Raw genomic sequence first — 25,764 nt, forward strand, 5'->3', positions numbered from 1 at the left:
AGGGTGAACCGCCTTGATCGGCATCTCGGACATCGAAGCCGCGGCCCAGCGCATCGCCGGGCACGTCGTACGCACGCCCACCGTCCCGAGTCCGGGGCTCACGGAACTGCTCGGCGCCCCGGTCACCGTCAAGCTCGAACTCCTCCAGCGGACGGGGTCGTTCAAGGCGCGCGGTGCCACGGCGAAACTGCTCTCGCTCACCGAGGCAGAACGGGCCGCCGGTGTGGTGGCGGTCAGCGGCGGCAACCACGGCATCGCCCTCGCGGTGATGGCCGCGGCGCTCGACGTGAAGGCCACCGTGGTGATGCCCCGCACGGCGCCCGCGCGGTCGATCGCGCTGGTGGAGGAGGCCGGGGCGTCCGTGCGGCTGACCGACGGGATGGGCTCGGCGTTCGAGCTGGTGACACGGCTGCGGGACGAGGGCCTGACCCTGGTCCACCCCTTCGACGACCCGGTGGTGATCGCCGCGCAGGGCACGGTGGGCCTGGAGTTCGCCGAGGACGCGGACGAACTCACCGACGTGCTCGTGAGCATCGGCGGCGGCGGGCTGATCGCCGGGGTCGCGGCGGCGCTGCGCGCCCGGCGTCCGCACGTACGGGTGTGGGGTGTGGAGACGGAGGGCTCCGAGACGCTGTCCGAGGCGCTCGCGGCGGGCGGCCCGCTGCCGGTCGCGGTGACGTCGATCGTCACGACGCTCAGCGCGCCGTCCGCCTCCCGGCTGACGTACGAGCACGTGGCGGCGCTGGTGGAGGACGTCCTGGTGGTCCCGGACCGGGAGGCCGTGCGCGGCAGTCTGGACCTCGCCGAACACGCCAAGGTGTGGGCCGAGCCCGCCGCCGGCTGTCTGCTTCCCGCCGCCCGGCAGGTCCTCCGGCGGGTGGGCGACGGCGCCCGGCTCGGCCTGGTGGTGTGCGGGGGCAATGTCACCCATCGCGAGATCGCCGAGTGGAGCGACCGCTTCGGGCTGCGCTGAACGCCGGACCGCAGCCGGGCTTCTACCGTCGGTTACCCGCAGGTCGAAGCCCGGCAATCGGGTGCCTTCCCCAAGTCTCCCGCAGGGGGCACCGTTTGAATAAAAGGCAAGAATGGGCTTCGAGTTGCAGATTCTTTGAACACACCCAGGCTGGTCCCGCGTACCTCTGGTCAAGACGAGGCAGGGGTTCCAGCGAGGGATGACGATGGTCAAGGCGCATGTCTCCGCACAGCAGTCGGTCGCCGGCAGGTACCGGCTCCTAGAGGTCGCGGGCCGCGAACCGAACCGCATCATCTGGTACGCGCAGGACGTGCAGGCCGAACGTCCGCGTCTGGTGACCCAGACCATGCTTCCCGACGCCCTCACCGACGACGTGGTGCGCCGGACCACCTCCCGTGTGCTGCGCACCTCCGAGGTCATGGGCGCGCTGCGGCCCGGCCGGGTCGCCATGGTGATCGACGCCTTCGAGGAGGCGGGCGCGCTCTGGACGGTCACCGAGCCGATCGAGGGCACGCCTCTCAGCGAACTGCTGCTCCGCCAGGACTCGGTGGACTTCACCCGGGCCGCCCGGATCACCCTTGAGGTGCTCGACGTGCTGGACGGCGCGCACGGCGAGGGCTACACGCACGGCGAGCTGAGCCCCGGCCAGATCTTCGTCCGTGACAGGGGCCCTGTCGTGATCACCGGGTTCGGCCTCGCCGGGGCGACGCTCGCGCCCCGGGTCACCGCGCCGTCGTACGCCTCGCCGGAGCAGGCCAGGGACGAACGGATCGGTCCGGCGGCCGATCTGTGGGCGCTCGGCGCGATCCTCTACACGATGCTGGAGGGACGGCCGCCGTTCCGGGACCGCGGCCGGGCGGACGCCACGCTCAAGGGCGTGGACCGGCTGCCGCTGCGGACGCCGCTGCGGGCCGGACCGCTGACGCAGGTCGTCCAGGGCCTGCTGCGCAAGGACTCCCGTGAGCGGCTGAGCCGTTCCGTGGTCCGGCAGGCGCTGACGCGGGTACTGGACGACGAACCCGACACGTTCGGCCAGCCCGTGCCCCGGCCGCGCGGCGCGTTCGGAGCGACGCGGGCCTCCGGGTGGAGCAGGACCACGATGATCGGCGGGACCGCGCTGGCCGTGGTGACCGTGTCGGTCGCGGTGCTGGCCGCCACCCGGGGACTCCCGGACGCCGCCCCCTCGGCCGGACCGGCCGCGAGTGCCACCACCACCGCACCGGACCCCGGTGACCGCACGGACCGCAACGCGCCCACCGCCCCGCCCTCCTCGGCCTCCCCGCCCTCCGCCGCGCCCTCCGTCCCGCCGTCGAGGACCGCCCGTCCCTCCTCCTCACCCGTCCCGGGCGGCGCCCTCCCCGCCGGATTCCGCCGCTACACCGCCCCGGAGGGGTTCTCCGTGGCGCTCCCGGACGACTGGAAGCGCATCGGCACCGCCCGGGACGACGGCGCCTACCGGGTCACCTTCGGACCGGGCGGCGACGATGCGCGGACGCTGGCGGTCACTTACAGCACGCAGGCGGGCCCGGACCCGGTCGCGGTGTGGCGGGACGACGTGGAACCGGGACTGGAACAGCAGAACGGCTACCGGCGGATCGGCTCGATCAGGGCCACCACCTACCAGGGACACCGGGCGGCGGACATGGAGTGGCTGACCGGCACGGGCGCCGGGCGGGTGCGGACCTTCGGCCGCGGCTTCCTGCTCGGCGGCGGCCGCAGCTTCTCGCTGCGGATCACGGCCCTCGCGGCCACCTGGGACGACGCCGCCGACACCCTGGCGAGGAGGACGTTCCTCGCCACGTTTGCGCCGATATAGGCTGCCGGTCGGCATCCACGCCGTCCGGCAGCCCGAAGGAGTGTCCTCCGTGACCCTGGCGATCGACCCGACCGAGACGTCCACCGCGTCCCCGGCCCCCCTGTCCGACCTGGTGGCGCGCGATGCCCGGGAGTTCGGGGCGTACGTGCGCACCGGCGGCTGGACGTTCGGGCTGATGGTGGCCCGCAGCGTGCGGCCGGGAGGACAGGGCGCGGACGGGACGCCGAAGGTCTCGGCGAAGGAGTTCGCCGAGCTGGCCGGCTGCTCCCCGGAGCGGGTGATGCGCTACTACAAGGCATGGGACAGGGCCGCGGACGACGGCGTGGTCCCGCAGTTCGAGGCGCTCACCCCGGGCCAGGAGGCCGAACTCCCGGACTCCGACCTGTGGCTTGACTACTACGTCTCCCGCAACGGCGCGGCCTCCGAGCGCGGCACCGCCATCAGCCAGGCCGCCGAGGCCGAGGGCATCCGGCCCACCAAGGCCCTCGAAGTGGCCGAGAACCCGACCGCGTTGCGGGCCGCGATCCTCGCCGACCCCTCCACCGCCCGCGCCGCCCGCTCGGCCCTCCTGGACCGCATCAAGGAGGACCCGGACCTGCAGACAGTGCTCGCCCGTGACGTGGTGCGCACCGCCGACCTCAAGAAGGCGGTCGCCACCGAGAGCCGCTCGGCCGACCGCATCGGGTACGTCCGCCAGATCGCCGAGTCCGGCCAGATCAGGACGCCCGCCGGCCAGACCGTCGACGCCCCCGTCGGACTGCGCCAGGAGGCCGAGCGCCACCTGTCCCTCCTCGACGAGCTGGACGAGGACGAGGACACCGGCGAGTGGGCGACCGAGGCCTACGACACCATGAAGAACCTGGTGGTCGAGACGGTCGAGGCGGACCCGGAACTCCGCGTCCAGGAGAAGCGCACCCGGTTCTACAGCAGCCTGCAGAAGGCGACCAAGGCGTTCGAGGAGCTGACCTTCGACGACGCCCAGGACTTCTACGAGGACGACATGGTGCAGCGCCTGGAGGAACTCCAGCAGGCCATCGGTTCCTGCCTGGCCGCGCTGCGCGGCACCGGCGGCGGATCCGCGGCGGATTCCGCCGTGGATTGAGCGTTTTCCGTGCGAGAGGGGTACTAGAGGGCACCAAGCCGATCGTTCTCGGAGGCCTCTCGCGTGAACCCCATCGTGCACAGGACCCTGGTGGTACAGCTCCGCGCCCACGGGACGGCCCGCTGTCCCGTCCTCGCCCACCTGTCCTACGACCCCGAGGACCCGTTCGCCGTCACCGCGATGTTCACCCTGGACGGCCGGGTGCTCGCCCGGTGGCAGCTGGACCGGGAGATGCTGAACGAGTCCCTGGGAGGACCGGTCGGGGTCGGGGACGTGCGGCTGCGTCCGGTGCGGCAGGGACGCTGGAGGGAAGTGCGGATGGATTTCCTCGGCGATCCCCTGCCCGGCGGCGAACGCCACCACGCGGTGGTGTTCGCCTGGGCACCCGCGCTGGCCTCGTTCCTGAGCGACACGTACATGGCGGTGCCGCCGGGGCGCGAGGAGGTCCGGATGGACGACGTACTCGCGGAGATCCTCGCCACCGGCTGAGTAGGCGTACTCATGCCCGGCTCCCGGCGCCGCGGCCACGATGGGGCTCCCACGACGAGGAGACCGCCATGACCGCAGCACACCCCGCACCGCGCCCCGTTCCGCACCGGGTGCCGCGCCGGGTCCCGCCCGTCCTGCTCGCCGGGGTGGTGGTGGCCGGCATGGCCGTGTCGGCGTGGGGCGCCAGGGACCGCACGACCTGGCTGCTGGAGACCGTGTGGGTACTGGTGGGCCTGCCGCTGGTGGTGCTGTCCTGGCGGCGCTTCCCGCTGACGGGTCTGCTCGCCGGGCTGCTGACCGCGCACGCGCTGGTGCTCGCCGTCGGCGGCCACTACACCTACGCCGAGGTACCGGCCGGCGACTGGGTGCGGGACGCCTTCGGCCTGGACCGCAACCCGTACGACCGCTTCGGCCACCTCATGCAGGGTTTCGTCCCTGCGGTCCTGGTCCGCGAACTGCTCAGCCGCACCTCACCGCTGCGCGGCAGCCGCTGGCTCGCCCCGCTGACGGTGTGCGCGTGCCTCGCCTTCAGCGCCTGCTTCGAGCTGCTGGAGTGGCTGGCCGCGGAGATCGGCGGCCACGGCGCGGACGCCTTCCTGGCCACCCAGGGCGATGTCTGGGACACCCAGTGGGACATGTTCTGCGCGCTGATCGGGGCGACGGTGTCGGTGCTGGTGCTCGGCCGGCCGCACGACCGGCAGCTGCGCGCGCTGGAAGCGGCTCACGGGGCGGTGTGACGGCGCCGGGACCACAGCGGCAGGCCGTACCAGCACACCAGGTACCAGACGACCACGCCCGCGACCACCCAGGTCACCGGGCTGCCGCCGGTGGCCACTCGGAGGATCAGCACCAGGGCGGCGGCCATCGTGGCCAGCAGCAGGAACAGGCCGACCTGGGTCAGTCCGGAGGCCAGCCGGACCGCCTGCGGCTTCACCTTGCGGCCGGAGACCAGCCGGTGCAGGGAGACCGGGCCGATGAGGGCGCCGGTGGCCGCTGCGCCCAGCACGACGGTCACGAGGTAGATCGTGTGGTCCGTGGCGGACAGGCCGGCGTACTTCTGCTGGAAGACCACGGTGAGCAGGAAGCCGAAGAGGATCTGGACGCCGGTCTGGGCGACGCGCACCTCCTGGATGAGGTCGCCCCACATCCGGTCGGCGCGCTCCTCGTCGCTCTCGTCGCGCCCCTGCCGCCGCGCCTGGTCGGTCATGAAGTGCGTGTAACCCCCGGGCCCGTCGTTCAAACGGCACGGGGCGGGAGCCCGCCTCCTGGCGGCGCTCCCGTCCCCGGCGGGTCTACCAGCGGTTCTCGACCTGCTCCTTGATGCGGCGGTCGTACAGGTCGCGGACGGCGGCGACCGTCTCCGCGGGCAGCTCGGGGAGCCTGGCGGCGGCCGCGTTGCCGCAGGCCTGCTCGGCGTTGCGGGCGCCCGGGATCACGGTGGTGACACCCGGCTGCTCGATGATCCAGCGCAGGGCGAGCTGGGCCGGGGTGTACCCCTCGGGGGCGAGCGCGGCGAACTCGGCGGCGGCCTCGACGCCCGTCGTCCAGTCGACGCCGGAGAAGGTCTCGCCCTGGTCGAAGGCCTCGCCGTGCCGGTTGTAGGTGCGGTGGTCGTCGGCCGCGAAGACGGTGTCCTTGGTGTACTTGCCGGACAGCAGACCGGAGGCGAGCGGCACCCGCGCGATGATGCCGACGCCGGCCTCCTGGGCGGCCGGGAGCACCTCGCGCAGCGGCTTCATCCGGAACGGGTTGAGGATGATCTGGACGCTGGCCACGCCCGGCCGGGCGATGGCGGTGAGCGCCTCCGCGCAGGTCTCGACGCTGACGCCGTAGGCGGCGATGCGCTCCTCCTCGACGAGGGTGTCGAGGGCGTCGAACACCTCGTCGGAGGAGTAGACCGGGGTGGGCGGGCAGTGCAGCTGCACGAGGTCCAGGCGGTCCACGCCGAGGTTGCGGCGGGACCGGTCGTTCCACGCGCGGAAGTTGTCCAGGACGTAGTTCTCCGGGATCTGGTCGACCCGGCGGCCCATCTTGGTGGCCACCATCACGTGCAGGTCGGGCCTGCCGCGCAGGAAGGCGGCGACGGTCTGCTCGCTGCGCCCGTCGCCGTAGACGTCGGCGGTGTCGAAGAAGGTCACCCCCGACTCGGCCGCGGCCTCCAGCACGGCCAGGGCCTCCTTGTCGTCCACCTCGCCCCAGTCCGCGCCCAGCTGCCATGTGCCGAGCCCGACGACCGACGCCCACTGCCGCGACCTGCCGATTACACGTTCGTCCATGGCGCCAGTGTGTCACCCGCCGCCGACAACGGTGTCAGGGGTGTCCCCCGGGCGCGGGCCGGCCGGGGCCGGGCTCCGCCGCCGGCCGCGGGGCCACCGGCCGGCCCGGCACCGGGTCAGGGTGTCAACTGGGCCTGGACGGCGGGTCCGCAGCGGTCGACGAGGTCGTCCACGGCGGAGTCCCGCAGCCGCGGGCCGCGGGCGATGCCGTACATCACGCCGAGGCCGATGAGCTGCGCGACGGCGAGTTCGGCGCGCAGCGGGGCGTCCGGGCCGGTGAGCCGGGCGGCCACGCGGTCGACGACCTGGGCGCGGAAGTTCGCGCGCAGCACGTCCCCGTGGTCGCCGTGCAGCGGGGCGAAGACGATCCGCAGCAGCGGGTCGGCGCCCCGGTCGCGCTGGCCCTCCAGGACGTGCCGGACCATGTGCCGGCCGAGGTCGTCCAGGGGTGCGTCCAGCAGGGCGGCCGCGTCGGTGTCGAAGGACATCACGCGGGCGAACAGGCCGTCCTTGTTGCCGAAGTACTTCAGGATCAGCGGTGCGCTGACCCCGGCGCGTTCGGCGACGTCCTTGAGGGTGATGTCGGCGTGCGCGTGCCGGGCGAGGAGGTGGCGGGCGGCCTTCAGGATCGCCGCCCTGGTGGCCTCCGCGTCCCGGCGGGCGGGCGCGTGGGCGGTGCCGGGCTCGGCGTCGGGTCGGGTGTTCACGGCACTCATGCTCCCTCCAGCGCGTTGTCGCGGGCGCCCCGGGTGCCGCCGCGGACCGGCGGGGCGTCGTCCGTGGCCTTGTCGCCGGGGATGGACAGGGCGGCCGCGGCGGCGACGAGCGCGATGACACCGGCCATCGTGAAGGACAGCAGGTAGCCGTGGAGCGTGGGCGCCTGGGCGCCGCCGACGAGGCTGGTGTGGTGGGTGAGGACGGCGGCCACGGCGGCGCTGGAGGTGGCCTGGCCGACGGTGCGCATGAGGACGTTCACGCCGTTGGCGGAGGCGGTCTGGCTCGCCGGGACGGCCCGCAGGATCAGCGTGGGCAGCGCCGAGTAGGCCAGCGTGGTGCCGGTGGCGACGACGGTGGCGCCCAGGATGATCAGCCACAGGTCGCGGCTGTCGGCGATGCGCACCACGTATCCGCAGGCGATGACCCCGGCGCCGAGGGCGAGGGTGACGCGCGGGCCGCGGGAGGCGGAGATCCGGGCGGAGAGCGGCGAGAACAGCAGCATGGTCACGCCGCCGGGGAGCAGGCACAGGCCGGTGGCGACGATGGACAGTCCGAGGCCGTAGCCGGTCGCCTTCGGCGCCTGTACCAGCTGGGCGGTGACCAGGGAGTTGGCGTAGAAGGCGAAGCCGGTGAGCAGGGCGGCCACGTGGGAGAGGCCGACCCGGGGCCGGGTCACCAGGTGCAGGTCGACCAGCGGCTGCGCGGTGCGCAGCTGCTGCCACCACCACAGGGCCAGGACGAGGACGGCGGCGGCGAACAGGGCGAGCACCCGCGGGCTGCCCCAGCCCCACTGGCCGCCCTGGGAGACGCCGAGCAGCAGGCAGGTCAGCCCGACGGCCAGCCCGAGCGTGCCGAGCACGTCGAACCGGCCGGGCGCGCGCACCGGTGACTCCCGGACCGCCCACCACACGCCCGCCACGCCCACCGCTCCGAGGAGGCCGGTCAGCCAGAACATGGTGTGCCAGTCGTAGTACTGCACCACCAGCGCGGCGAGCGGCAGGCCCAGCGCGGCGCCGATGCCGACGGTGGAGCTCATCAGCGCCACCGCCGAGCCGCGCCGCTCGGGCGGCAGTTCGTCGCGCAGGATGCTGATCGACAGCGGTACGACGGAGGCGGCGGCGCCCTGGAGGGCGCGGGCGACGATGAGCACCGTGATGTCGGACGACAGGGCGCACATCACGGAGCCCACGGTCATCAGCGCGAGGGCTCCGGTGAGCACCCGGCGCTTGCCGTACATGTCACCGGCCCGGCCGAGCACCGGGGTCAGCACGGCCCCGGCGAGCAGGGTCGCGGTGACCGTCCAGGAGACGGTGCCGGCCGAGGAGTGGGTGAGCCGGGGCAGATCGGGGAGCAGGGGGACGACGACCGTCTGCATGACGGCCATCAGGATCCCGCCGAAGGCCAGCACCGGGATGGTCAGCCGCTGCCGCAGCGCGGGCGGTGCGGCGGGCGAGCCCGAGGGGCCGGCTGTCGGGGCGGGGTGGTCCATCGGCGCTCCTGCGTACGGCACAGATATGGAGGTGAATACCAATTCACCCTATCGAGTGAATGGTCTTTCACCAACTCGTGCCGCCGCCAAGGGCGTCTACGGCCGGGTGTGCAGGGCGCGCGCCGCTCGCGGCCCGAGCCACCTCTTGAGCCGGCGCAGCACCTCCAGCCGCCCGGCCGCCTTGTCGATGCCGTAGTAGAGCTGCGGCGGCACGTAGGGCAGCAGCGGCGAGTGACGCTGGCCGAGCAGGGCGAACATGCGGTGCGCGGGCAGGTCGATGTAGCGGGGCAGGTTCTCGTACCACTGGGCGCTGAGCCGGGCGGCGCTCTGGGCGGAGACCAGTTCGGCGCGCCGCCGCCGCTCGTAGGCGGCGAGGGCCTGCGGTACGGCGCCGTGCTCGCGCAGGGCGTCGGCGAGGCACATCGCGTCCTCCAGGGCGAGGGTGGTGCCGGCGCCGATGGAGTAGTGGGTGGTGTGGGCGGCGTCGCCGAGCAGGACGAGGTTGCCGTGGTGCCAGGTGCGGTTGGTGAGGGTGCGGAAGGTGGGCCAGACGGTGGCGGAGGATCCGCCGATCAGCGGCCTGCCGTCCAGGATGTCGGCGAACAGCTTCTCCAGCAGGGCCAGTTGGTCGGCCTCGGGCAGGGTGTCGAGGCCGAGGCCGGTGAGGGTCGCGGGGGCGCACTCGATGACGCAGGTGCTGTGCCCGTCGTCGTAGGGGTAGCCGTAGCACCAGACCCAGCCGTGGTCGGTCTCGGCGAAGGCGAAGGTGAAGGAGTCGAAGACCTTGGTGGTGCCGAGCCAGACGTAGTGGTTGCGGCCCTCGCTGACCTCGGCTCCGAGGTCGGCGGCGTGCCGGGTGCGCAGGGCGCTGTGGATGCCGTCGGCGGCCACCACCAGGTCGGCGTCGGGGAGGTCGTCGGGCGTGATCTCGCTCTCGAACTCCAGCCGCACGCCGAGGGACCGGGCGCGGGCGGCGAGGATCGCGAGGAGGCGGTGGCGGCCGATGCCGTGGCCCGGGTCGCCGGGCCGGCGGGTGACCTGGTCGCGGACATGGGCGACCCCCTGGTGCCAGCGCACCGAGCTCTCCTCGACGGCGCGCGCCGACTCCGGGTCGTACGCGTGCAGCCGGTCCATCAGGGCCCGCCAGTAGGTGACGCCCCACCCGTAGGTCGAGCCCTCCGGGTTGCGTTCGTGGACGGTGATGTCGTGGGACGGATCCTGCCTCTTGAGCAGGATCGCTAGATACAGGCCTGCGGGCCCGCCTCCGACGCAGACGACCTTCACACGCACCCCTGGATGTCACCGAAAGTGGTCGATTGGCCTCGCAGGGTAGCAGCGCGGACGGGCTCGGCCGGGCTTTCGAATCGCGCCAGATTGACGGCGTGAGCCACACCACCCGGACGCCGGGTCCGCGCGAAAGATCGCCGGAAACCCCCTCACCCCGGCAAGGAATTCCCCGTTCCGGTACCGGCCGGTCGACATCCAAAGCAAGATCATCTTAGTTCAAGCTTGTATGACATGTAGTCAATTGTCCTGATCGCAGCCAACCCGATCCGGGCGATTTCTCCCGCCCGGAAACCGGCGGATAGGCATACGGAGTCATCACCCGCACCCAGCACAGGAGCATCCGTATGCCCGAACTGACCCGCCGCCGCGCGCTCACCGCCGCGGCCGCCCTCGCCGCCGCGGCCGGCGCCACCACCCTCACGGCCGCCGGCGCCTCGGCCGCACCTCACCCGCGGGAGGGAGCGCTCGAACCCTTCGACGAGGTCTACAAGGGCCGCCGGATACAGGGCCGTCCGTCGGACGCGGACGACATGAGCGGGATGGGGGGCATGGCGGGCATGGGCGGTCACCACCACGGCCACGGCACCGGATACGCGGTGTTCGTGGACGGTGTGGAGCTGCACGTGATGCGCAACGCGGACGGCAGCTGGATCAGCGTGGTCAGCCATTACCAGCCGGTGCGCACCCCGCGCGCGGTCGCCCGCGCCGCGGTGGACGAGTTGCAGGGCGCCCCGCTGCTGCCGTTCCCCGCCAACTGACAGCCCCCGCAAGGAATTCCGGAGCTCCGAAGATCATGACCGTACGCAAGAACCAGGCCGCCCTGTCCACCGACGAGAAGCGGCGGTTCGTCGCCGCCGTCATCGCCCTGAAGCGCAGCGGGCGTTACGACGACTTCGTGCGCACGCACAACGCCTTCATCATGTCCGACACCGACGACTCGGAGCGCACCGGCCATCGTTCGCCGTCGTTCCTGCCCTGGCACCGCAGATTCCTGCTCGACTTCGAGCGGGCGCTCCAGTCGGTGGACTCCTCGGTGGCGCTCCCCTACTGGGACTGGAGCACCGACCGCACCGTCCGTGCCGCACTGTGGGCACCGGACTTCCTCGGCGGCACCGGGCGCGCCTCCGACGGGCGGGTCATGGACGGACCGTTCGCCGCGGCGGGCGGCAACTGGCCGCTCGACGTCCGGGTGGACGGCCGTACATACCTGCGCAGGTCGCTCGGGACCGGCGTGCGCGAGCTGCCCACCCGGGCCGAGGTCGAATCGGTGCTCGCCATGGCGACCTACGACATGGCCCCCTGGAACAGCGCCTCGGACGGCTTCCGGAACCATCTGGAGGGCTGGCGCGGGGTCAACCTGCACAACCGGGTCCATGTGTGGGTCGGCGGTCAGATGGCCACCGGGGTCTCCCCCAACGACCCGGTGTTCTGGCTGCACCACGCCTTCATCGACAAGCTGTGGGCCGAGTGGCAGCGCCGGCATCCACAGGCCGCCTACCTGCCGGGCGGCGGCACCCCGGACGTCGTCGACCTGAACGAGACGATGAAGCCGTGGAACGACGTGCGGCCGGCCGACCTGCTCGACCACACGCGGTTCTACACGTTCGACGTCTGACGGCACTCCGGGTGGCCCCAGCCCTGCCCGTTCTTCGCGATCTGCTCGCCCGCCGCGTAGGAGCGGCCGCACAGGCAGCGGCCGGGGAACTTGGCCTTGATGGTGCGCGCCGCGCCGCCGCCGGCGGCGCTCTTGCGGGGCGCCGCCTTGCGGCGCGGCGCCCCGGCGGGGGCGGCGGAGACCGGCGAAGGCGGCGGCACCGGGGAACCCAGGTCGCTGCCCGCGGCCTCCTGGGCCGTCGCCGCCTGACTGGCCGCGCGGTCGGCGAAGTCGTTCAGCGGGTCGCCGTCCACCTGGTGGGCGGGGACGTACCGGAAGTCGACCGACCGGCCGTCGAGGAGTTCGTCGATGCGCACGACGAGGTCCTGGTTGGCGACCGGCTTGCCCGCCGCGGTCTTCCAGCCGTTGCGCTTCCAGCCGGGCAGCCAGGTGGTGACCGCCTTCATGGCGTACTGCGAGTCCATCCGCACTTCCAGCGGCACGTCCGGGGCGACGGCCGTCAGCAGCCGCTCCAGCGCGGTCAGTTCGGCCACGTTGTTGGTGGCCTTGCCGAGCGGACCGGCCTCCCAGCGGGCCGGAGTCGCCGCGTCGTCGGACACCACCCACGCCCAGCCGGCCGGTCCGGGGTTTCCCTTAGAAGCCCCGTCGCACGCGGCCACCACTCGTTCACGCATGGCCCCGATCATGCCACGGCCGGACCCGGTCACCCGGCCGAGGTCCGGGCTCCGCCCTGGTCAGACGTCCTTGACCGGGGGCTGCTCACCCTCGGTGGTGGTGATGTCGATCACGGAGAAGTGCGCCCCCTGCGGATCGGTGAGCGCCGCGAACCTGCCGAACGGGCTGCTCATCGGGCCGAACCGCAGCACCGCGCCCCGCTCGACGGCTTGGGCGACCGCCTGGTCGCAGTCGGCGACGGTGAAGTAGACGTTGATGTACGAGGGCACCTCGGGCGGGAACTCGTCGCTCATCGCCATCCGGCCGAGGACCGTGTTCCCGCCCACGTCGAACATCCGGAAGTCGACGTGGGCGTCCTCGACCTGCCGGGCCGTGTAGGAGAAGAGCGTGGTGAAGAAGGCGTCGGCCTTCTCCGGCTCGCGGGTGAAGACCTCCGCCCAGCAGTAGGCGCCGGGCACCGCCGTGGCCTCGAAGCCCTCGTGGACGCCGCCCTGCCAGATGCCGAACACCGCGCCGCTCGGCTCACGCGCCAGGCACATCGTGCCGAAGTCGCCGACCCGCATCGGCTCCATCAGCACCTCGCCGCCGGCGTCGCGGATCCGCTCGGCGAGGGCCGCCGCGTCCGGCGAGGCGAAGTACAGACACCACTGCGACTGGCCCTCCTGTCCGGGCATGGGCGGGACGACGGCGGCCACGGCCCTGCCGTTCGCGTAGGCCTGGGTGTAGTTGCCGTACTCCGACGACGACTCGCCGAACGTCCAGCCGAGGACCTCGCCGTAGAAGCTCTTGGCGCCCTCCAGGTCGCTGAACATCGCGTCGACCCAGCAGGGGGTTCCCTCAGGTTGTACCGGCATGGCCGCGGCCTTTCCGATCGCACGGATTCTCCCGTTTCCTCACGCTAGCCACCGGCCCGACCGCCCGCGCGCCGAACGCCGGACTCCGGCGGAGACTGGGAAGGACGACCGGGCGGCTTCGGCGGAGGCGACGCGACATGGCGGACATGATGCGGGCGTGGACGGTGACGCGGCCCGGACCGGTCGAGGAGGACCCGCTCCGCCTCACCGAGCGTCCGGTGCCGGTGCCCGGAGCAGGCGAGCTGCTGGTCAGGGTGGCCGCCTGCGGGGTGTGCCGGACCGATCTGCACGTCACGGAGGGCGACCTGCCGGTGCACCGGTCCGGGGTGACGCCGGGACACGAGGTGGTCGGCGTGGTCGCGGGCCTGGGGCCCGGGGTCGCGGACTTCTCGACGGGCGACCGGGTCGGGGTGGCCTGGCTGCGGCGCACGGACGGGACGTGCGCCTACTGCCGGCGCGGCGCCGAGAACCTCTGCCCCCGCTCCGAGTACACCGGCTGGGACGCGGACGGCGGCTACGCGGAGTACACGACGGTCCCGGAGGACTTCGCCTACCGGCTGCCCGGCGCCGTCGACGACGTGGCGCCGGCGCCGCTGCTGTGCGCCGGGATCATCGGCTACCGCGCGCTGCGCCGGTCCGCGCCGCCGCCCGGCGCCCGCGTCGGCCTGTACGGCTTCGGCGGCAGCGCCCACCTCTGCGCGCAGGTGGCGCTCGCGGAGGGCGCCACCGTGCACGTGCTGACGAGGGGCGCCGAGGCCCGGCGGCTGGCCCTGGAGCTGGGCGCGGCCTCGGCCCGGGACGTCACCGACGCGCCGCCCGAACCGCTGGACAGCGCCGTGCTGTTCGCCCCGGTCGGCGATCTGGTGCCGGTCGCGCTGCGCGCGCTGGACCGGGGCGGGGTGCTGGCGGTGGCCGGCATCCACCTCAGCGACGTACCGCCGCTGAACTACGAGCGGGAGCTGTTCTACGAGCGGGAGCTGCGCAGTGTCACCTCCAACACCCGTGCCGACGGCCGGGAGTTCCTGGCGCTGGCCGAGCGCCACCAGGTGCGCGCGACCACACACGCCTACCCGCTGTCGGAGGCTCCGCGAGCCCTGCGGGACCTGAAGGCCGGGCGCTTCGACGGTGCCGCGGTGCTGGTCAACGATCTTTCCTGAGTCCAATCCACGCCGGACCCGGGCACCGGAGCGGATCACCGGCGCGCGATCAAGGAACGCGACCTTTTCCGCCCCTGACACCGGGTTTGCGCAACTAAGGCGCGCAACCGCCCCTTTCACGCCGTATCCCTAGATCACCACGGCTGTTTGGCTGGTCCTCGCGCAGCGCCACCTCGCACACCACCGACCCTCCGGGTCACCTCTGTTCGCCTCTCTGCTGGAGGGAATGTGTCCACACCGGACAGCGTCATCGGCTCCGCCGTCGACGAGCCCGAGCCGGATCCGGCCACCGCAGCCGAGCTCACCAGTCTGAGCACCCGGGCCGCGCGGCAGCTCACCACGACCACCAAGTCCGAACCGCAGATGCAGGCCATCACCTCGCGATGGCTGCTGAGGACACTGCCGTGGGTGGACGTCAAAGGCGGCGCCTACCGGGTCAACCGCCGTCTCCAACTGCGCACCGGACGCGGCCGGGTGAGCTTCGAGCAGAACGGCGGGGACGACATCCGGGTCATCCCGGCGACGCTCACCGAACTGCCGGTGCTGCGCGGCTACGACGACCTGGACGCGCTGACCCAGATCGCCGAGCGGTTCCAGGCCCGCGAAGTGCGGGCCGGGCAGGTGCTGTTCGAGGCCGGGCAGCCGGTCACCGAGACCTACCTGGTGGTGCACGGCCGGTTCATCCGGTTCGCGGCCGGCAAGTACGGCGAGGAGGAGGTCGTCGGAGTCGTCTCCGACGGCGACCAGATGGGCGACGAGGCGGTCGGCCAGACCGACCCGCTCTGGCTGACCTCGGTCCGGGCCGAGACCGCCGGCGTGGTCCTGGCGCTGCCGTGGACGGTCGTCGAGGAGGTCATGGACCGGGTGCCGTCGCTGGGCGCGCACCTGCGGGCCTACGTGGACCGGCAGCGGCTGCCGATGAACCGCAAGGGCGAGGCCGAGGTGCCGGTTCAGGCCGGCCACCGGGGCGAGCCGACCCTGCGGGGCGGCTTCGTGGACTACGACCTGGCGCCCCGCGAGTACGAGTTGTCGCTCACCCAGACCGTGCTGCGGGTGCACTCCCGGGTCGCCGACCTCTACAACGACCCGATGGACCAGACCCAGCAGCAGCTGCGCCTCACGGTCGAGGAGATCCGTGAGCGCCAGGAGTGGGAGCTGGTCAACAACCGCGATTTCGGCCTGCTCCACAACATCGACTACGGGCAGCGGATCAGCTCCTTCACCGGCCCGCCGACCCCGGACGACATGGACGAGCTGATCTCCATGCGCCGCAAGACCAAGGTGATCCTCGCCCATCCCAAGGCGATCGCGGCGTTCTTCCGGCAGTGCAACCGGCGCGGACTGGTGCCTCCCAGCGCGACCGTGGACGGCCACGAGATCCCGGCCTGGCGCGGCGTCCCCATCTATCCGTGCAGCAAGATCCCGATCAGCGACGACCACACCACCAGCATCATCGCGCTGCGCACCGGAGAGGCCGACCAGGGGGTCGTCGGCCTCTACCAGACCGGCATCCCGGAGGAGTTCCAGCCCGGCCTGAACGTCCGCTTCATGGGCGTCAACGAACAGGCCATCGTCAACTACCTGGTCACCGCCTACTACTCGCTGGCCATCCTGGTCCCCGACGCGGCCGGGATCCTGGAGAACGTCCAGCTCGGCCGCACCGCCGACTGACGGCCTGGAGCACAGTCACCATGACCACACCCACCACCTCCTACGTCCTGCCCGGACCGCCGAGCCTCGCGCGGAGCCTGCGTCCGGCCCGGCGCACCGGAGCGGTCCCCGGGCTGCACTACCGGCCGGCCGTGCCCGCCGATCCCGCCAAGGCCGCCGAGCTCGACCGGCGCCTCGAGGCCTGGGCCCGCGAGTTCGACCTGTTTCCCGAGGCCTGGAAAGGGGACTTCTCGGGCTTCCAGTTCGGCCGGGCCGTCGCCCTCCAGCACCCGGGCGGTCTCGACCTGGACCGGCTGACCGTCGCCGGCAAGCTGCTGCTGGCCGAGAACATCGTCGACTCCTGCTACTGCGAGGAGGACGAAGGGCGCGGCGGCTCCCGGCGCGGCCTGGGCGGTCCGCTGATCATCGCCCAGTCGGCGCTCGACCCCTACCACGGCGTCCCGGAGATGGAGGAGGAGTGGCGCGAGGGCATCGGCGCCGACGGCCCGCTGCGCTCGTACCGCCTCGCCCTCGCCGACTTCGCGGAGTTCGCCACTCCCAGCCAGACCGACCGGTTCGTGCACGACGTCGCCCGGCTGCACCTCGGGTACCTGGGCGAGGCCGCCTGGATGGAGACCGGGTACATGCCGCGGGTCTGGGAGTACCTGGTGATGCGGCAGTTCAACAACTTCCGGCCGTGTCTGTCGATCGTGGACGCGGTGGACGGCTACGAACTGCCGGAGCCGCTGTACGCCCGCCCGGAGATCCAGCGGATCACGGCGCTGGCCTGCAACGCGACCACGATCGTCAACGACCTGTACTCCTTCACCAAGGAGCTGGCGAGCGACCCGGACCACCTCAACCTGCCGCAGGTGGTGGCCGCCAACGACCGGCGCGGGCTGAAGGCGGCGTATCTGAAGTCCGTCGACATCCACAACCGGATCATGGCCGCCTTCGAGGAGGAGTCGGCCGCCCTGGCCGCCGGCTCGCCACTGGTCGCGCGGTACGCGGAGGGCCTGGCCGCCTGGGTCTCGGGCAACCACGAATGGCACGCCACCAACAGCAACCGCTACCACCTGCCCGACTACTGGTAGCGGCGAGCACATCCGAACCACCGTCAGCAACACGTCGAGGAGCAACTGTTGACCACCGCCCCTGTCGCTCGGAAGACCACCACGTCAGCACCGGTGCCCACCCAGTCCAGGTACCAGAACAGCGTCGCGGAGTACTGGAACGCCGAGGAGAACCCGGTCAACCTGGAACTCGGAAGGATCGACGACCTCTACCACCACCACTACGGCATCGGTGAGGCCGACTGGTCGGTGCTCGACGAGCCCGACCCCGAACTGCGCAAGGAACGGGTCACCGGCGAACTGCACCGGCTGGAACACGCGCAGGCCGAACTGCTCGCCGGCCACCTCGGCCCGCTCACCCCGGACGACCGGGTCTTCGACGCCGGCTGCGGCCGGGGCGGCGGCAGCATCGTGGCGAACCTGCGCTACGGCTGCCACTGCGACGGCGTGACCATCTCCGCCAAGCAGGCCGAGTTCGCCAACGGCATGGCCCGCAAGCGGGAGGTCGCCGACAAGGTCCGCTACCACCACCGGAACATGCTGGACACCGGGTTCGAGACCGGCGCGTACGCGGCCTCGTGGAACAACGAGTCCACCATGTACGTCGAGCTGGAGCTGCTCTTCGCCGAGCACGCCCGGCTGCTGCGCCGCGGCGGCCGCTACGTCACGATCACCGGCTGCTACAACAACACCTACGGGCAGGCGTCCCGCGAGGTGTCGCTGATCAACGCCCACTACATCTGTGACATCCACCCGAGGTCGGAGTACTTCCGGGCGATGGCGAACAACCGGCTGGTGCCGGTCCACGTGGAGGACCTCACCGAGGCGGCCATCCCGTACTGGGAACTGCGCAAGCAGGCCGACCACCTGGTGACGGGCGTCGAGGATCCCTTCCTCACCGCGTACAAGAACGGCAGCTTCCAGTACCTGCTGATCGTGGCCGACCGGGTCTGACCCGGCACGGTCCCCGCGCGGGGCGGAGTCCGAGGACGCCGCCCCGCGTCCGCGCGCCGGTCACTCGCCCGCGTGCGCCTTCGTCAGGGCGGCGATGTCCAGTTTGCCCATCGCGTACATCGCCCGCGCGGTGCGGGCCGCCCGCTCCTGGTCGGCGTCACAGATCATCTCGACGAGTCCGTCCGGGACCACCTGCCAGGACACGCCGTACTTGTCCTTGAGCCAGCCGCACGGTCCGGGCTCGCCGCCGTCCTCGGTGAGCCTGGCCCAGTAGTGGTCGACCTCCTCCTGGCCGTCGCAGTGGACCTGGAAGGAGACCGCCTCGTTGAACGTGAAGTCGGGTCCCCCGTTGACGGCGACGAACCTCTGGCCGTTGGCGGTGAATTCGACGGTGACGACCGATCCGGCCCGGCCCGGTCCGGCCTCGGTGTAGTGGCCGATCCGTCCGATGCCGGAGTTCTTGAACACCGACACGTAGTAGTGGGCGGCCTCCTCGGCCTGGCCGTCGAACCAGAGACACGTGGTGAAACCGTCGGTGGTCATGGACACCTCCTGGAGCGTGGAACAGGGTCATCCGTACCGACCCCCGTACGGCGGGAAACTCATCGCCGACCGCCACCCCGGCGCCCAGGGCATGGTGCGAATGTCCCGCCTGACGCCGCGCGGCACGCCCTCCGGGTGATCGACGGGACTTTCGCACCACGCCTAGCATGACCGACCATGATCTCTTCGCCGGCCGTCGAACCGTTCCGCGTCTCGGTCCCCCAGAGCGACCTGGACGACCTCCACGACCGTCTGGACCGCACCCGCTGGCCGGCCGAGCTGCCGGGCGCGGGCTGGGAGTACGGCGTCCCGACGGCGTACCTGCGGGACCTCGCGCACTACTGGCGGCACACGTACGACTGGCGGGCGGCCGAGGCGCTGCTGAACTCGTGGCCCCAGTTCACGACGGTGATCGACGGGGCCCGCGTGCACTTCGCGCACATCCGCTCGCCCGAGCCGGACGCCACCCCGCTGGTGATCACCCATGGCTGGCCAGGCTCGATCGTGGAGTTCCTCGACGTGGTGGGACCGCTCACGGACCCCGCGGCCCACGGCGGGGATCCGGCCGACGCCTTCCACGTGGTGGTGCCGAGCGTCCCCGGTTTCGGGTTCTCCGGTCCGACCACGGCACCCGGCTGGGAGGCCGGCCGGGTCGCGGACGCCTGGGCGGAGCTGATGGGCCGGCTGGGCTACGAGCGGTTCGGCGCGCAGGGCGGTGACTGGGGTGCGGCGATCTCCCGTGAGCTGGGCCGCGCCCATCCCGGCCGGGTGATCGGTGTGCACCTGAACCTGCTGCCGGGCGCGCAGCAGGCCACCGAGCCCACCGCCGAGGAGCTGGCCGCGCTCGATCCCGAGGAGCGGGCGCACACCCTCGACTCGTGGCGCCGCTGGGCCGCCTGGTCCCGGGAGAGCACGGGCTACGCGGTCCTGCAGAGCAGCCGCCCGCACACCCCCGGCTACGCGCTCACGGACTCACCGGTGGGACAGCTCGCCTGGATCGTCGAGAAGTTCCAGGAGTGGACGGACTCCGCGGAGCTGCCGGAGGAGGCGGTGGACCGGGACCGGATGCTCACCGACGTGATGCTGTACTGGCTGACCGGTACGGCCGCCTCGTCCGCCCGCATCTACTGGGAACGGGCGCACGCCACCGGCTCCCGCGCCACCGCGCCCTCCCGGCCCTCCACGGCGCCGACCGCCCTCGCCCTGTTCCCGGCCGAACCCCACCGTCCGCTGCGGCACAAGGCCGACCGCACGGAGAACATCGTGCGCTGGACGGAGTTCGACCGGGGCGGGCACTTCCCGGCGATGGAGGAGCCGGACCTGCTGGTGGGCGACGTCCGGGCGTTCTTCCGGCAGCTGCGGGAGCAGGGCGTTCGCTGAACCGCCGTCAGGCGGCCAGGCACAGGGCGTTGCGGGGACCGCGCACGGTCCGGCCCGGGGCGGTGCGACGGGAGAACTCGGAGTGGACCCGGGACACCAGGCTCCCGAGGTCGAGCCCGAGGGCGTGCGCGGCGGCCGCGAGGACCTCGGAGGAGGCCTCCTTGCGGCCGCGTTCGATCTCGGACAGGTAGGGCATGGAGATCCGGGCGCTCTCCGCGACGTCCTTGAGGGTGCGCTCCTGGTCCAGCCGTTCGCGGCGCAGGACGTCTCCGACCAGGTCGCGCCAGAGGGGTTCCCTGGTCTGCGGGACGGGCGCGCGGGGGCTCGGCGGGACGGCGGGCGCGGGGTTCGGCGGTTGGCTGCTCACTCCGACAGCCTAAAAGCAGTGGCCCGCCGCGGCGGCGGATCGGCATGCTGCCGGGCGTGGAGGCGATCGAGTTCATGGGAACGGGACCGGAGCTGCGGGACACCTTCGACCAGGACGCGGAACGGTACCTGCGCGCGCGGCCGCGTTATCCGTCGTCCCTGGTCGAGGAGATGGTGCGGGTCACGGGCGCGGGCCCCGGGGTGCGGGTGCTGGAGATCGCTCCGGGCACCGGGCAGCTCACCGTGGACCTCGCCGCTACCGGGTGTGCCGTGACGGCCGTGGAGCTGGGGCCGTCGCTGGCGGCGGTGGCCCGCCGGGAGCTGGCCGCGTTCCCCGCCGTGGACGTCGTGACGGCGGACTTCGAGACGTGGGAGCCGCCGCCGGAGCCGTTCGACGCGGTGGTGTGCGCGACGGCGTTCCACTGGATCGACCCGGCGGTCCGGGTGCCCGCCGCGGCCCGCGCGCTGCGCGCCGGCGGACTGCTCGCCGTCGTCACCACGCACCACGTGGCGGGCGGCACGGAGGACTTCTTCGCCGACGTGCAGGCGTGCTACGAGCGCTGGGATCCGGCGACCCCGCCGGGGCTGCGGCAGACCCCGGAGTCGGAGATCGTCCCCGACACGGCCGAGTTCGGCGACTCCCCGCATTTCACCGGCGTCACCGTGCACGGCCACGCCCAGGAGATCACCTACACCACCGAGGCCTACCTGGACGTCCTGCTCACCTACTCCAACCACCGGCTGCTGCCCGAGGACGCCCGGCAGGGTCTGCTGGACTGCGTCCGCGACCTCGTCGACTCGCGGTACGGCGGTGTGGTCGTCAAGCGGTACCTGCACGAGCTGATCACGGCCGTACGCGTCGGAGAGTGAGGAGCCGTGGACCTGCCGTCACCAAAAAAATTTCCGCCGGACGCGTAATCGGGGTGCATGCGACGCGTCATCGCGGGTAGCCGAGCCGTCAAGCACGCATGGGATGTCCGATAGCGGGTACCCGCGCCAGCGCGATCAACTGGACAAGGCCGGCACGACACAGGCCGAAGAGGCACACGCCGTACCGTGACTTTCGTGGGGAGAGGCAATGACAACCGGGATCCGGTCGGAAGCAGTGAGCACGGAGAAGTCCGTCGAGGAGCACTCGGCGGCAGGAGTAGTGCTGCCCGGAATCAAGGACCCCAAGACCATCGCCCCGCGGGACGCGCGCGAGCTGTCGCGCCAGTTCTTCCAGCGGATCACCGAGCTGGAGGAAGGCACCCAGGAATTCCAGTACGCCCGCAACACCCTCATTGAGATGAACATGTCGCTGGTGCGGTTCGCGGCCGGACGGTTCCGCAACCGCGGCGACGACATGGAGGACATCGTTCAGACCGGGATGATCGGCCTGATCAAGGCCATCGACCGGTTCGAGCTGTCGCGCGAGGTCGAGTTCACCTCCTTCGCGCTGCCGTACATCGTGGGCGAGATCAAGCGGTTCTTCCGCGACACCACCTGGGCCGTGCACGTGCCGCGCCGGCTGCAGGAGCTGCGCGTCGAGCTGGCCAAGGCGCGCGAGGAACTCTCCAGCCGCCTCGACCGGGACCCGACGGTCGCCGAGCTCGCCACGCTGATGAACCTGTCCGAGGCCGAGGTGGTCGAGGGCCAGCTGGCCTCCAACGGCTACAACTCCTCCTCGCTGGACGCCGCGCTCACCGGCGACGGCCCCGAGGACGGCGAGTCGGTGCTCGCCGACTTCATCGGCGTCGAGGAGGACGGGCTGCGGCTCGTCGAGGACTTCCAGTCGTTGGCCCCGCTCATGGCCGAGCTGAGCGAACGGGACCGGGAGATCATCCACCTCCGGTTCGTGGAGGAGGCCACCCAGGCGGAGATCGGTGAGCGGCTCGGCTGCTCCCAGATGCACGTCTCCCGCCTCATCAAGCGGATCATCGCGCGTCTGCGGCAGGGGATGCTCGGCGAACTCGGCTGCGCCTGAGACGGCGGACTCACGGGTGCCGCCCCGCACCGGCGCGTGGGGTGGCACCCGTGGTGTTCGTGAAGCTCTCCGGTCTTCTCCGGTCTCGGTGCTCTTGGTTTCCCGGGGCGTGTCGGGACGCCTGACACCCGGGCCCAGACCTGACGCCCGGGCTCGCGCGGAGTTCCCCGGACGGAAGTCCCTCGTGGTGCGGCTCAGCGGACGAGCGGTACCAGCGCGCGGACGCGCTTGCCGACCGGCACCCGCTCGGCGGTGACCTCCGCGGCCAGGGCGTGCACGATCTCCAGACCGTGCCGGCCGACCCGCTGGGGATCCCTCGGGAACCGGCGGGGCAGCGCGGCGCTGCTGTCGTAGACCGAGACCAGGACCGCGCTGTCCGTACCCTCCAGTTCGAGGATGTACGGCCCGTTGCTGTGCCGGTCCGCGTTCGTGATCAGCTCGCTCACCACCAGGAGCAGCTCGCCGTCGGCGCCGGGGCCGATCGTGGCGCACCATTCGGTCCTGAGCTGTTCCAGGAACCGGGCCGCGAAGTCCCGCGCGTCGGCGATACAGCCGGGCTCACCGGTGTAGTGCGCCGCGCGTCGCAGCGGCTCCACGGGTACGTCGAAGCCAGTCGGTATCACTGCCCCGCCCAGGTGTTCGATCATGCGTCTCTCCAGGAGGCCGGCGCCCGGCCCGGTCGCTGTTGCAACCATGCTCGTACCCCGAGTGTCGTCCCACAGTCCTCGGCATGTTCGCCGGATCGGGTGGAAAACGCGTCATGCTGGTCACATTTCCGGGGAACCGGGGCTTCCGGATTGTGGGGGCGCGGTGGGCGCCGAGCCAGGGGGGACCCACGGTGCGGCCGGGCCGGCCGGGAACCCGGCGGCCGATGCCGACGACGTACCGGGAGCCGGGTGGAGCGCGGAAGAGGGCGCCGCCGTCGCAGAGAGGGTCCGCCCTCCCTGGTGGTCGCGTCCCGGGCTCGTCACCGTGGAACCCGTGTCGGTCTCCAGGACCGGTTCGGGCGACGTCGAGGTGACCGGCCGCGCCGCCACGGCGGGAATTCTACCGATGGGCCAGCTCGTACACCGTGCTCGTCCGGCTGCCTCACGCGGGACCGGCCGGCGGCTCTCACGGCTGTCACGTGTCACGCCACGGGGACGACCAGGGCGGGGACGGTGCGCTGCATGCGCAGGGCGTCGACGGACTCGGCGAGCAGTTCGTACTCGGTGGTGTCGTCCTGGACGGCGATCCGCACCAGCCGTCCGCCGGCCAGCTCGTCGGCGACGAGCTCCTGCCCGACCACGTCGGAACACCAGGCGCGCAGCAGGCCGGGGACGTCCGAGACGCTCTCGCCCACCGGGACGAGCGCGCCCTGCGGGAACCGGGGGTTCTCGGGTAAGGGGTCCAGCCGTTCCGCGATCCACGAGGCCCGGTCCCGTAACCACCACAGCGCGAGTGCCAGGGTCGGCGCACGGTAGGTGCCGAGCGGGACGCCGATGCGCTGCCCGCCGCAGACCCCGTATGCCGTGACATGGCACAGGAATTCGTCGTGCACGATCACTCCCCCGTAGCTCGCCGGTGTGCCGTCGCGGCCGGTTTTCCGTGCGGCTCCTGTGCGGTGAAGTGCCCCTGACATTCGAGTATGTTCACTTTCGAAACACTGTCACCACACCTTTCCGGCCAGTCTCTTGGCATATTCGGCCTACGAATTGGCCGGAATGCGCCAGCTGTACGGCCCAGCGTTCATTACCCGAGGGGTGATCGACCCGTCACCCGGATCCGGGCAGGGTGGTGCAAGCGGATCGCCGAGAGCCGCGATCCAGGCCCTGAACAGCGGTGACACCCTCAAGGGAGGCTGATTCGCCATGTCCGTGAACACCCACCGTCACCAGGCCGCCGCCGCCCGCTCCTTCGAGGCCTGGAACGCCACCTGGCCCCGAGGTGCTGCGCAAGGCGGTCGCGGAATCCTGGGCTCCGGAAGGCACCTGCACCGGCCCGCTCGCCGACGCGGCCGGACACGCCCAGATCAGGGCCGTGATCACCGCCGCGCACGAGCCGTTCCCCGGTTTCGCGTTCCGTCCGCTCGGGACCGTCGACGGCCACCACGACACCGCCGCGCTTCGGCTGGGAGCTGGTGAACGAGGCTGGGGGCACCCCCTCTGGGGGGAGGAGGGTCGGCACCGGTGGCCGGTTTTGACGTCGTCACGCTGAGCGAGGACGGCCGGATCCGGCGGGTACTGGGCTTCCTGGACCGGGTCCCGACCGGAGCTTGAGCCGGCACGCGCGCGGGGGACGCCGTGGGCGTCCCCCGCACCCGGCACGTCAGCGGCCGGCGCCGCCGCTCACCGGTTGACGATCGCGTCGATCCGCGTCAGCTCCTCGGCGTCGAAGTCCAGGTTGCCGATCGCGCCGACGCAGTCCTCGACCTGGCGCGGGCTGCTCGCGCCGATCAGCGCGGAGGTCACCCGGCCGCCGCGCAGCACCCAGGACAGGGCCAGCTGCGCCAGCGTCTGGCCGCGCCCCTTGGCGATCTCGTCCAGGTCGCGCAGCTGCGCCACCAGGTCCTCGGTGACCGCGTCGGAGTTCAGGAACGGGCTGTCGCTCGCCGCCCGGGAGCCCTCCGGGATGCCGTCCAGGTAGCGGCCGGTCAGCAGCCCCTGCTCCAGCGGGGAGAAGACGATGGAGCCGACCTGGAGCTCGTCGAGGGCGTCCAGGACGCCCTCGGTCTCCGGGCGGCGGTCGAGCATCGAGTACCGCGGCTGGTGGATGAGCAGCGGGGTGCCCAGCTCGCCGAGGATCCGGGCGGCCTCCCGGGTCTGCTCGGCCGAGTAGTTGGAGACGCCCACGTACAGCGCCTTGCCCTGCTGCACCGCCGCGTGCAGGGCACCCATCGTCTCCTCCAGCGGAGTCTCCGGGTCCGGGCGGTGCGAGTAGAAGATGTCGACGTAGTCCAGGCCCATCCGGCTCAGGGACTGGTCCAGCGACGACAGCAGGTACTTGCGCGAACCCCACTCGCCGTACGGTCCGGGCCACATCAGGTAGCCGGCCTTGGTGGAGATCACCAGCTCGTCGCGGTACGCGGCGAAGTCCGCCTTCAGCGCCTCTCCGAACGCCGACTCGGCGGAGCCGGGCGGCGGGCCGTAGTTGTTGGCCAGGTCGAAGTGGGTGACCCCGAGGTCGAAGGCACGGCGCAGGATGGCCCGCTGGACCGTCACCGGACGGTCCGGCCCGAAGTTGTGCCACAGGCCGAGCGACAGCGCGGGCAGCTTCAGGCCGCTGCGCCCGCTGCGGCGGTAGGGCATGTCGGCGTAGCGGTCGGGGTGTGCGGTGTACAACGCGGCTCCAGGGGGGTGGGCACAGGATCTACCGGTTCCACTCTTCCCCGCTCCCCACGCAG

27 protein-coding genes and 1 pseudogene are annotated in these 25,764 nt (G+C 72.1%); 16 read left to right on the plus strand and 12 right to left on the minus strand.

Translation table 11 applies throughout. From position 1 onward, the window contains the following. The first annotated feature begins 13 nt into the window (after positions 1-13). The 5 genes from ACIRQ9_RS26060 to ACIRQ9_RS26080 all read left to right on the plus strand — a co-directional run bounded on the left by ACIRQ9_RS26060 (position 14) and on the right by ACIRQ9_RS26080 (position 5,117). Positions 14-973 carry a threonine/serine dehydratase gene (locus ACIRQ9_RS26060; protein WP_404178089.1) on the plus strand — a complete coding sequence of 320 codons (960 nt, stop codon included), beginning with the start codon at positions 14-16 and terminating at the stop codon, positions 971-973. A 199-nt stretch (positions 974-1,172) separates the two neighbouring features. Beyond that, positions 1,173-2,789 (plus strand): serine/threonine protein kinase, encoded by a 1,617-nt coding sequence (locus ACIRQ9_RS26065; RefSeq protein WP_404178092.1) that lies wholly within the window; start codon positions 1,173-1,175, stop codon positions 2,787-2,789. A 49-nt stretch (positions 2,790-2,838) separates the two neighbouring features. Next, entirely contained in the window at positions 2,839-3,891 is a 1,053-nt protein-coding gene (locus tag ACIRQ9_RS26070; protein WP_404178095.1) for a hypothetical protein, read from the plus strand. 63 nt (positions 3,892-3,954) lie between these two features. Next, on the plus strand, positions 3,955-4,380 hold the full coding sequence (locus ACIRQ9_RS26075) for an SsgA family sporulation/cell division regulator (protein WP_404178098.1): 426 nt from the start codon (positions 3,955-3,957) through the stop codon (positions 4,378-4,380). Positions 4,381-4,448: 68 nt separating this feature from the next. After that, complete coding sequence (locus tag ACIRQ9_RS26080) at positions 4,449-5,117, plus strand: DUF2238 domain-containing protein (RefSeq protein ID WP_404178101.1); 669 nt, start codon at positions 4,449-4,451, stop codon at positions 5,115-5,117. On the opposite strand, the gene ACIRQ9_RS26085 is transcribed toward ACIRQ9_RS26080, so the two are convergent. The 5 genes from ACIRQ9_RS26085 to ACIRQ9_RS26105 form a co-directional block, all read right to left on the minus strand. Then, on the minus strand, positions 5,102-5,587 hold the full coding sequence (locus tag ACIRQ9_RS26085) for a DUF6328 family protein (RefSeq protein WP_404178104.1): 486 nt from the start codon (positions 5,585-5,587) through the stop codon (positions 5,102-5,104). The two genes, ACIRQ9_RS26080 and ACIRQ9_RS26085, sit on opposite strands and share 16 nt — an antisense overlap. 85 nt (positions 5,588-5,672) lie before the next feature. Then, entirely contained in the window at positions 5,673-6,656 is a 984-nt protein-coding gene (locus ACIRQ9_RS26090; protein WP_404178107.1) for an aldo/keto reductase, read from the minus strand. Positions 6,657-6,772: 116 nt separating this feature from the next. Beyond that, positions 6,773-7,372, minus strand: coding sequence for a TetR family transcriptional regulator (locus tag ACIRQ9_RS26095; protein WP_404178110.1), 600 nt, complete (start codon positions 7,370-7,372; stop codon positions 6,773-6,775). After that, entirely contained in the window at positions 7,369-8,862 is a 1,494-nt protein-coding gene (locus ACIRQ9_RS26100; RefSeq protein ID WP_404178113.1) for an MFS transporter, read from the minus strand. The genes ACIRQ9_RS26095 and ACIRQ9_RS26100 overlap by 4 nt, the downstream gene beginning before the upstream one ends. A 96-nt stretch (positions 8,863-8,958) precedes the next feature. Next, the gene (locus ACIRQ9_RS26105) at positions 8,959-10,152 is read right to left on the minus strand and encodes an FAD-dependent monooxygenase (protein WP_404178116.1); all 1,194 of its coding nucleotides are present in this window, start codon (positions 10,150-10,152) and stop codon (positions 8,959-8,961) included. Positions 10,153-10,493: 341 nt separating this feature from the next. On the opposite strand from ACIRQ9_RS26105, the gene ACIRQ9_RS26110 reads away from it, so the two are divergent. Further along, positions 10,494-10,907: a tyrosinase cofactor gene (locus tag ACIRQ9_RS26110; protein ID WP_404178119.1), complete on the plus strand. Its 414-nt coding sequence runs from the start codon at positions 10,494-10,496 to the stop codon at positions 10,905-10,907. Positions 10,908-10,942: 35 nt separating this feature from the next. Then, the gene (locus ACIRQ9_RS26115; RefSeq protein WP_404178122.1) at positions 10,943-11,764 is read left to right on the plus strand and encodes a tyrosinase family protein; all 822 of its coding nucleotides are present in this window, start codon (positions 10,943-10,945) and stop codon (positions 11,762-11,764) included. Here ACIRQ9_RS26115 and ACIRQ9_RS26120 read toward each other — a convergent pair. Continuing rightward, positions 11,746-12,450, minus strand: coding sequence for a ribonuclease H (locus ACIRQ9_RS26120; RefSeq protein WP_404178125.1), 705 nt, complete (start codon positions 12,448-12,450; stop codon positions 11,746-11,748). The two genes, ACIRQ9_RS26115 and ACIRQ9_RS26120, sit on opposite strands and share 19 nt — an antisense overlap. Positions 12,451-12,498: 48 nt before the next feature. Next, entirely contained in the window at positions 12,499-13,293 is a 795-nt protein-coding gene (locus tag ACIRQ9_RS26125; RefSeq protein WP_404178128.1) for a VOC family protein, read from the minus strand. A 149-nt stretch (positions 13,294-13,442) separates the two neighbouring features. Here ACIRQ9_RS26125 and ACIRQ9_RS26130 point away from each other — a divergent pair, with 149 nt between their 5' ends. From ACIRQ9_RS26130 to ACIRQ9_RS26145, 4 genes are all read left to right on the plus strand, one after another. Continuing rightward, complete coding sequence (locus tag ACIRQ9_RS26130) at positions 13,443-14,450, plus strand: zinc-binding alcohol dehydrogenase family protein (protein ID WP_404178455.1); 1,008 nt, start codon at positions 13,443-13,445, stop codon at positions 14,448-14,450. A 228-nt stretch (positions 14,451-14,678) separates the two neighbouring features. Continuing rightward, positions 14,679-16,121: a family 2B encapsulin nanocompartment shell protein gene (locus tag ACIRQ9_RS26135; RefSeq protein ID WP_404178131.1), complete on the plus strand. Its 1,443-nt coding sequence runs from the start codon at positions 14,679-14,681 to the stop codon at positions 16,119-16,121. Between the two features lie 20 nt (positions 16,122-16,141). Beyond that, a complete protein-coding gene (locus tag ACIRQ9_RS26140) occupies positions 16,142-17,194 on the plus strand; it encodes a family 2 encapsulin nanocompartment cargo protein terpene cyclase (protein ID WP_404178134.1) in 1,053 nt (350 codons plus the stop codon). 48 nt (positions 17,195-17,242) lie between these two features. Continuing rightward, the gene (locus ACIRQ9_RS26145; RefSeq protein WP_404178137.1) at positions 17,243-18,127 is read left to right on the plus strand and encodes a geranyl diphosphate 2-C-methyltransferase; all 885 of its coding nucleotides are present in this window, start codon (positions 17,243-17,245) and stop codon (positions 18,125-18,127) included. Between the two features lie 60 nt (positions 18,128-18,187). Here the strand turns inward: ACIRQ9_RS26145 and ACIRQ9_RS26150 are convergent, their stop codons facing one another. After that, positions 18,188-18,670 carry a VOC family protein gene (locus ACIRQ9_RS26150; RefSeq protein WP_404178140.1) on the minus strand — a complete coding sequence of 161 codons (483 nt, stop codon included), beginning with the start codon at positions 18,668-18,670 and terminating at the stop codon, positions 18,188-18,190. On the opposite strand from ACIRQ9_RS26150, the gene ACIRQ9_RS26155 reads away from it, so the two are divergent. Both ACIRQ9_RS26155 and ACIRQ9_RS26160 read left to right on the plus strand, forming a co-directional pair. Then, positions 18,669-18,809 carry a hypothetical protein gene (locus ACIRQ9_RS26155; RefSeq protein WP_404178143.1) on the plus strand — a complete coding sequence of 47 codons (141 nt, stop codon included), beginning with the start codon at positions 18,669-18,671 and terminating at the stop codon, positions 18,807-18,809. The two genes, ACIRQ9_RS26150 and ACIRQ9_RS26155, sit on opposite strands and share 2 nt — an antisense overlap. Before the next feature lie 38 nt (positions 18,810-18,847). Further along, positions 18,848-20,050 carry an epoxide hydrolase family protein gene (locus tag ACIRQ9_RS26160; RefSeq protein WP_404178146.1) on the plus strand — a complete coding sequence of 401 codons (1,203 nt, stop codon included), beginning with the start codon at positions 18,848-18,850 and terminating at the stop codon, positions 20,048-20,050. A gap of 7 nt (positions 20,051-20,057) precedes the next feature. Here the strand turns inward: ACIRQ9_RS26160 and ACIRQ9_RS26165 are convergent, their stop codons facing one another. Then, a complete protein-coding gene (locus tag ACIRQ9_RS26165; RefSeq protein WP_404178149.1) occupies positions 20,058-20,417 on the minus strand; it encodes a helix-turn-helix domain-containing protein in 360 nt (119 codons plus the stop codon). Between the two features lie 74 nt (positions 20,418-20,491). On the opposite strand from ACIRQ9_RS26165, the gene ACIRQ9_RS26170 reads away from it, so the two are divergent. Beyond that, positions 20,492-21,286 carry a class I SAM-dependent methyltransferase gene (locus ACIRQ9_RS26170; protein WP_404178458.1) on the plus strand — a complete coding sequence of 265 codons (795 nt, stop codon included), beginning with the start codon at positions 20,492-20,494 and terminating at the stop codon, positions 21,284-21,286. A 208-nt stretch (positions 21,287-21,494) separates the two neighbouring features. Further along, on the plus strand, positions 21,495-22,382 hold the full coding sequence (locus ACIRQ9_RS26175; protein ID WP_404178152.1) for an RNA polymerase sigma factor SigF: 888 nt from the start codon (positions 21,495-21,497) through the stop codon (positions 22,380-22,382). A 194-nt stretch (positions 22,383-22,576) separates the two neighbouring features. On the opposite strand, the gene ACIRQ9_RS26180 is transcribed toward ACIRQ9_RS26175, so the two are convergent. Together ACIRQ9_RS26180 and ACIRQ9_RS26185 are read right to left on the minus strand one after the other, a co-directional pair. Further along, positions 22,577-23,029 (minus strand): ATP-binding protein, encoded by a 453-nt coding sequence (locus ACIRQ9_RS26180; protein ID WP_404178155.1) that lies wholly within the window; start codon positions 23,027-23,029, stop codon positions 22,577-22,579. Positions 23,030-23,511: 482 nt separating this feature from the next. Beyond that, the gene (locus tag ACIRQ9_RS26185) at positions 23,512-23,922 is read right to left on the minus strand and encodes a hypothetical protein (RefSeq protein WP_404178158.1); all 411 of its coding nucleotides are present in this window, start codon (positions 23,920-23,922) and stop codon (positions 23,512-23,514) included. A gap of 310 nt (positions 23,923-24,232) precedes the next feature. On the opposite strand from ACIRQ9_RS26185, the pseudogene ACIRQ9_RS26190 reads away from it, so the two are divergent. Then, positions 24,233-24,640: pseudogene (locus ACIRQ9_RS26190) on the plus strand (nuclear transport factor 2 family protein). 69 nt (positions 24,641-24,709) lie between these two features. Here ACIRQ9_RS26190 and mgrA read toward each other — a convergent pair. Further along, positions 24,710-25,702 (minus strand): L-glyceraldehyde 3-phosphate reductase, encoded by a 993-nt coding sequence (mgrA, locus tag ACIRQ9_RS26195; RefSeq protein ID WP_404178161.1) that lies wholly within the window; start codon positions 25,700-25,702, stop codon positions 24,710-24,712. Positions 25,703-25,764 lie beyond the last annotated feature (62 nt).

This window comes from Streptomyces sp. NPDC101237 (assembly GCF_044767465.1).
Taxonomy (GTDB): Bacteria; Actinomycetota; Actinomycetes; order Streptomycetales; family Streptomycetaceae; genus Streptomyces; species Streptomyces gramineus.